Origin of the sequence: Vibrio sp. 10N.222.55.C6, from assembly GCF_041473395.1 — a bacterium.
Lineage (GTDB): Bacteria > Pseudomonadota > Gammaproteobacteria > Enterobacterales > Vibrionaceae > Vibrio > Vibrio crassostreae_C.
This window is the reverse complement of sequence record NZ_JBFRSD010000470.1, coordinates 1-1109: the sequence shown is the minus strand read 5'-3', so window position 1 is coordinate 1109 and position 1109 is coordinate 1. Positions and strand designations below refer to the sequence as shown.

The following is a 1109-nucleotide window of genomic DNA, read 5'->3' as shown; positions in this document are numbered from 1 at the left end:
TTGTGGAACCCAAGCCTGAGCGATTGTGAATTTACCACCTGCCCCATCTTGGTTATCAATCGTTTCTACAAAACCACCAATTTCAAGGATGGTACGCATGCGCTTGTCCCACTTATAAAGCGGACGAATGACGGCACTGAAAGAGTCATCATCACTATTATTAGCACCCACACCGGTTGACGCGGCATAACGCACAGTGTGGCCAAACTCGATGTTCTCACCAATCGCAAGCACGCCCCAGTTAATCAAACGGAAGCCATCGGCGTCATTGTTGTTTGCATCACGAACGATGCCTTTACCCGTTCCAAAAGTCGTCATCTGCTCGGCATAACCAGAGTTAGCAACTTGTAGAATGGTTTTGTTGAAGCCGCCAGATAGGTTTTGATTCAAGCTCGCCGTTAGCATTACGCTGTCATCCGCATCCACCGTTTGACCTTGTTTTTCATTGGCGAAGTTCATATCAATACCGACCTCAAGATCAGCATTGCTCCACAATGGAATGCCCGCATAACGTATATCAGCAATCATGGCTGTGGTTTCTTTGCCATCAAACACATCGCCAGTCACCGTGTCTTGAATCAAAGCCACCGATAATTTACCAGGGCCTAGGTTGATGTGTTCAACGCCGGCTCCAATACCACTTACATCCCAGTAGTAGTTATCAACGATGTGCACATCATGACGTTGGTAGTAGCGCTCACCCGCCCAAATCCCAATGTCCTTATCTTCAAAAAGCCCCACCGCCTGAACATTCAATTGCACCACATCCACGCTTTTATCCGCGGCATTCTCATCTTGGCCTTGCCAGTACGACAACATGGAATCAACTAAAAATGAAACGTCGTCCTCAGCATACACTTCTTTCTTAAAGCCAAACTCACCATACAGGTCATTTTCGTTGCCGAGTCGGCCAACTTTACTCACCTCCCACTTGCTGTTTGAGCCGCCTTCATTACTCAGGCCAACGCCGCCGCGCATGTAGCCATTGAACTCCAATGGCGTGGTTTCATCAGCGTATAAATTAGGAGCAAGTAAAGCAGTAGAGAGTGCAGCAGCAATAGGTAACAGTTTCATCGTCCATTCCTTTCAGATCTAGAATCAGGTTATTA

1 protein-coding gene is annotated in these 1109 nt (G+C 47.2%); it reads right to left on the bottom strand.

Features of this window, described 5'->3' with window-relative positions:
* Positions 1-1074 (bottom strand): carbohydrate porin (locus AB4486_RS24640; protein ID WP_372119310.1); only part of this gene is annotated, 1074 nt, incomplete at its 3' end.
* Between the last annotated feature and the right edge of the window lie 35 nt (positions 1075-1109).